Source organism: Streptomyces sp. NPDC054841 (assembly GCF_053611045.1).
Window position 1 is genome coordinate 1 of record NZ_JBSGZO010000537.1, and the last position, 5,336, is coordinate 5,336.

A 5,336-nucleotide genomic window follows, 5' to 3' on the forward strand; every position below is an offset into this window, starting at 1 on the left:
GACCCCGGCCGGAGGCTCGTGGCGCGGGTCAACACCTCACCGGGTGCCGGGTCGACAACGTACGGTTGACGCATGACGAGCATCGGTGGTGCCGAGATGGTCGACTGGAACCTCGCGGTCGCGACCGCGATCCGCCTCGTACGGCCGGGGCCGGACGTCAGCCGCGACGAGGCGCGTGCCGTCGTCGCCGAGCTGCGCCGGCATGCCAAGGCCTCCGAGGAGCACGTCCGGGACTTCACCCGGATGATCCCCGACGGGCACGAGCCGGAGGACACGCCGGTCCTCGTCGTCGACCGGGCAGGCTGGGTCAAGGCGAACGTGGCGGGCTTCCGCGAGCTGCTCAAGCCCCTGCTGGACAAGATGCAGGAGCGTCGCTCCGGCAGTCCCGGCGGAGCCGTGCTCGGCGCCGTCGGCGGCAAGGTGACCGGCGTCGAGCTGGGCATGCTGCTGTCGTTCCTGGCGTCCCGCGTCCTCGGCCAGTACGAGACCTTCGCCCCGCCCACCCGCGAGCTTCCGGGCGCGCCGGGCAGCGGCGGCAGGCTCCTTCTGGTCGCCCCCAACATCGTCCATGTCGAGCGCGAGATGGACGTCGCCCCGCACGACTTCAGGCTCTGGGTCTGCCTCCACGAGGAGACGCACCGCACCCAGTTCACCGCCGTGCCCTGGCTGCGCGACCATCTGGAGGGCGAGATCCAGTCATTCCTCGCCGAGACCGACGTCGACCCCATGACCGTCCTGGAGCGGCTGCGCGAGGCCGCCCAGACACTCGCCGGGGGCCGCCCCGAGGGTGAGCAGGACGAGGGCCGCTCGCTCGTCGAGCTCGTGCAGACCCCCGAGCAGCGCGAGATCCTCGGCCGGCTGACCGCCGTGATGTCCCTGCTCGAAGGTCACGCGGACTACGTCATGGACGGCGTGGGCCCCCAGGTCGTGCCGTCCGTCGGCGAGATCCGCGAGAAGTTCCAGCAGCGTCGCGCCCGCGGCGCCTCCCGCCTCGACCTGGCGCTGCGCAGGCTGCTCGGCCTCGATGCCAAGCTGCGCCAGTACCGGGACGGCGAGCAGTTCGTACGGGCCGTCGTCGAGGAGGTCGGCATGGACGGCTTCAACCGGGTCTGGACCTCGCCGAACACCCTTCCCACCAAGGCGGAGATCGCCAAACCGGCGGACTGGATCGCGAGGGTGCACCGTAGGGCAGAGCCGTGAGCGTCATTGCGGCCGACGGCAGAGGGACGCCACCCTAATCACCCATCCGAGGGACCGTAGGCGATGGGTAGGCGTGCAATGCTCGGGGAACGGCCCGGTTCTGTCACCATCGACGCACTCTGAGTGACCGAATCCCCCGTCCCGACTCCGATCGAGGCTCCCCCCAAACTTTTCACGAAGGGCACCGGACATGGGTCCCCATCCTGCGGTCGCGGCGATACGCCTGGCGGTCCGCCGCGTACTCCACGACCTACTCAACGAGCTGAACGAACTCCCCCGCACCGCCGCCGCCGGCGGACGGTCCGGGGCCGGACAGAGCCCGGACCGGCAGCCCCTCGTGCTGGTCGCCTGTTCCGGCGGGGCCGACTCCATGGCCCTCGCCTCCGCCCTCGCCTTCGAGGCCCCCAAGCTGTCCGTACGCGCAGGCGCCGTCACCGTCGACCACGGCCTGCAGGCCGGTTCCGATCTCCGCGCCGCCGAAGTCGCCGCCCGCCTCACCGCCATGCACCTCGACCCCGTCGAGGCCATCGCCGTGACCGTCGGCCGCGAAGGCGGACCCGAAGCCGCGGCCCGCGACGCCCGCTACGCCGCCCTGGACGAAGCCGCCGAGCGCCATGGCGCAGCCGCCGTCCTGCTCGGCCACACCCGCGACGACCAGGCCGAGACGGTCCTCCTCGGCCTCGCCCGCGGCTCCGGCATCCGCTCGCTCTCCGGCATGGCCGCCGTCTCCGGAGCCGGCCGCTACCGCCGCCCCTTCCTCAAGCTCGACCGGCAGACCGCCCGCAAGGCCTGCCTGGTGCAGCATCTGCCCGTCTGGGACGACCCGATGAACGCCGACCCGGCGTACACCCGCTCACGGCTGCGCCACGAGGGCCTGCCCGCCCTGGAGAAGGCGCTGGGCAAGGGTGTCGTCGAGGCTCTGGCCCGGACCGCCCAGCTCTCCCGCGACGACGCCGACGCCCTGGACGCCTGGGCCGCACAGGCGGACGAGACCGTCCGGGACGACGCCGGTCTGCTCGAATGCGCGAAGCTCTACGCACTGCCTCCCGCGGTCCGCCGTCGGGTGCTCCGCCGGGCCCTGGTCGCAGCCGGTTCACCTGCGGGTTCACTCTTCGCCCGGCATGTCGAGGAGGTCGAGCGGCTGATCATCGGCTGGCGCGGCCAGAAGCCCCTGAACCTGCCGGGCCGGGTCGAAGCCCGCCGCCAGGGTGGCAGACTGGTCATTCGGCAAGGCTGAGCCGGCAGCGGGCCGAGCGCCGGGACGCCGAGACAGAAAGCGACGCGGGTGAACGAGAAGGACATGGGCGCCGATCTCAAATCGGTCCTCATCACCAAGGAAGAGATCGACGCGAAGCTGGCCGAGCTGGCCGCGAAGATCGATGCGGAGTACGCGGGCAAGGACCTGCTCATCGTCGGAGTCCTCAAGGGCGCCGTGATGGTGATGGCGGACCTGGCGCGTGCGCTGTCCACCCCCGTCACGATGGACTGGATGGCGGTGTCCTCGTACGGCGCGGGCACCCAGTCCTCCGGAGTGGTCCGTATCCTCAAGGACCTGGACACCGACATCAAGGGCAAGCACGTCCTGATCGTCGAGGACATCATCGACTCCGGGCTGACCCTGTCCTGGCTGCTGTCGAACCTGGGCTCCCGCGAGCCGGCCTCCCTGGAGGTCTGCACGCTGCTGAGGAAGCCGGACGCAGCGAAGGTCGCGATCGACGTGAAGTGGATCGGATTCGACATCCCGAACGAGTTCGTCGTCGGATACGGCCTCGATTACGCCGAGAAGTACCGGAACCTCCCGTTCGTGGGCACGCTCGCACCGCACGTCTACGGCGGCTGACGACGGCCGCGGAAGCACGGGAACCCGTACCGCCTTCCCGCCGTTGGAGCATGGGAAGGCGGTCACGGGTGACAATGCTGGGGTACCGTCCGAAGAACAGTCTTTTCAGTTAAGTCTCACAGCAGCAGTCTCATTAGCAGCATTTACCTACGGGCAGGAGGGACGGAGCGACACCGCTCCGTATGGATGGACGTGAAGCGATACTTCCGTGGGCCGGTCATGTGGATCGTGCTGGCCGTCCTCGCCGTGGTCGTGCTGATGCAGGTCGTCGGCTCGTCGGGCGGCTACAAGACGGTGGACACCGCCAAGGTTGTCCAGGCGATCTCCAAGAACCAGGTCGAGCAGGCCAAGCTGACGACCGGCGATGAGCAGGTCATCAAGATCGAGCTGAAGGACGGCCAGAAGGTCGACGGCAGCGACAAGGTCCAGGCGAGCTACATCGGCGACCAGGGCGTCGAGCTGGCCAACACCCTGCAGAAGAAGTACGAGGCCGGTGAGATCGACAAGGGCTACACGGTCTCGCCCGAGCGGCAGTCCCCGTTCCTCTCGGTGCTGCTCTCTCTGCTGCCCTTCGTGCTCATCGTCGTCGTTTTCCTGTTCCTGATGAACCAGATGCAGGGCGGCGGCTCCCGGGTCATGAACTTCGGGAAGTCCAAGGCCAAGCTCATCACCAAGGACACCCCGAAGACGACGTTCGCCGATGTGGCCGGGTCCGACGAGGCCGTCGAGGAGCTCCACGAGATCAAGGAGTTCCTGCAGGAGCCGGCGAAGTTCCAGGCAGTCGGCGCCAAGATCCCGAAGGGTGTGCTGCTGTACGGCCCGCCCGGTACGGGCAAGACGCTGCTCGCGCGCGCCGTCGCGGGCGAGGCCGGCGTCCCGTTCTACTCGATCTCCGGCTCCGACTTCGTCGAGATGTTCGTCGGTGTCGGTGCCTCCCGGGTCCGTGACCTCTTCGAGCAGGCCAAGGCGAACGCTCCGGCGATCGTCTTCGTCGACGAGATCGACGCCGTCGGCCGGCACCGCGGTGCGGGCCTCGGCGGTGGCCACGACGAGCGCGAGCAGACGCTGAACCAGCTGCTCGTCGAGATGGACGGCTTCGACGTGAAGGGCGGCGTCATCCTGATCGCCGCGACGAACCGGCCGGACATCCTCGACCCGGCGCTGCTGCGCCCGGGCCGCTTCGACCGGCAGATCGCCGTCGACCGGCCGGACATGCAGGGCCGTCTGGAGATCCTCAAGGTCCACCAGAAGGGCAAGCCGGTCGCCCCGGACGTCGACCTCTCGGCCGTCGCCCGCCGCACCCCCGGCTTCACGGGTGCCGATCTCTCCAACGTGCTGAACGAGGCCGCTCTGCTGACGGCCCGCAGCGACAAGAAGCTGATCGACAACCACTTCCTGGACGAGGCGATCGACCGCGTCGTGGCGGGCCCGCAGAAGCGGACCCGGATCATGTCCGACAAGGAGAAGAAGATCACCGCGTACCACGAGGGCGGACACGCCCTGGTCGCGGCGGCCTCCCCGAACTCCGACCCGGTCCACAAGATCACGATCCTGTCCCGCGGCCGGGCCCTCGGCTACACGATGGTGCTTCCGGACGAGGACAAGTACTCGACCACGCGCAACGAGATGCTCGACCAGCTGGCGTACATGCTGGGCGGCCGAGCGGCCGAGGAGCTCGTCTTCCACGACCCGACCACGGGCGCGGCGAACGACATCGAGAAGGCCACGGCCACGGCCCGCGCGATGGTCACGCAGTACGGCATGACCGAGCGGCTCGGCGCGATCAAGTTCGGCGGCGACAACACGGAGCCGTTCCTGGGTCGCGAGATGTCGCATCCGCGTGACTACTCGGAAGAGGTCGCGGCGCTGGTCGACGAAGAGGTCAAGAAGCTCATCGAGACCGCGCACAACGAGGCCTGGGAGATCCTCGTCGAGAACCGCGACGTTCTCGACGCCCTGGTCCTCAAGCTGCTGGAGAAGGAGACCCTCGGCAAGGAGGAGATCGCCGAGGTCTTCGCCCCGATCGTGAAGCGCCCGGCCCGCCCGGCGTGGACCGGCTCCTCGCGCCGCACCCCGTCCACCCGTCCGCCGGTGCTCTCCCCGAAGGAGCTCGCTCTGACGAACGGCGCGGCGGCGAGCGCGACGACTGGCTCGAGCACCACGGTGACCGATGTCACCAAGTCGGCCGCCGAGGCGGTCCAGGACGAGCGTCCGGAGGCCTGACCAGGTAGTTTTCGCGCCTACGGGCCCGAGTACCGGAATGAACGCCGCGCCTCCCAGGTTCTAGCCTGGGAGG

The 5,336-nt window shown here is 69.3% G+C and carries 4 protein-coding genes; all 4 read left to right on the top strand.

Features of this window, described 5'->3' with window-relative positions:
* Positions 1 to 72: 72 nt before the first annotated feature.
* The 4 genes from ACWGI8_RS38610 to ftsH all read left to right on the top strand — a co-directional run bounded on the left by ACWGI8_RS38610 (position 73) and on the right by ftsH (position 5,263).
* The gene (locus ACWGI8_RS38610; protein WP_453668110.1) at positions 73 to 1,200 is read left to right on the top strand and encodes a zinc-dependent metalloprotease; all 1,128 of its coding nucleotides are present in this window, start codon (positions 73 to 75) and stop codon (positions 1,198 to 1,200) included.
* A 190-nt stretch (positions 1,201 to 1,390) separates the two neighbouring features.
* Positions 1,391 to 2,437, top strand: coding sequence for a tRNA lysidine(34) synthetase TilS (gene tilS, locus ACWGI8_RS38615; RefSeq protein WP_453668111.1), 1,047 nt, complete (start codon positions 1,391 to 1,393; stop codon positions 2,435 to 2,437).
* A 63-nt stretch (positions 2,438 to 2,500) separates the two neighbouring features.
* On the top strand, positions 2,501 to 3,040 hold the full coding sequence (gene hpt / locus ACWGI8_RS38620; RefSeq protein WP_093660903.1) for a hypoxanthine phosphoribosyltransferase: 540 nt from the start codon (positions 2,501 to 2,503) through the stop codon (positions 3,038 to 3,040).
* Positions 3,041 to 3,226: 186 nt separating this feature from the next.
* Entirely contained in the window at positions 3,227 to 5,263 is a 2,037-nt protein-coding gene (gene ftsH / locus ACWGI8_RS38625) for an ATP-dependent zinc metalloprotease FtsH (protein ID WP_453668112.1), read from the top strand.
* Positions 5,264 to 5,336: the final 73 nt, after the last annotated feature.

Excerpts from the sequence above, each read along its gene's own strand:
- hpt (WP_093660903.1), top strand. The coding sequence starts at position 2,501 with ATGGGCGCCGATCTCAAATCGGTCCTCATCACCAAGGAAGAGATCGAC.
- ACWGI8_RS38610 (WP_453668110.1), top strand. The coding sequence starts at position 73 with ATGACGAGCATCGGTGGTGCCGAGATGGTCGACTGGAACCTCGCGGTC.
- tilS (WP_453668111.1), top strand. The coding sequence starts at position 1,391 with ATGGGTCCCCATCCTGCGGTCGCGGCGATACGCCTGGCGGTCCGCCGC.
- ftsH (WP_453668112.1), top strand. The coding sequence starts at position 3,227 with ATGGACGTGAAGCGATACTTCCGTGGGCCGGTCATGTGGATCGTGCTG.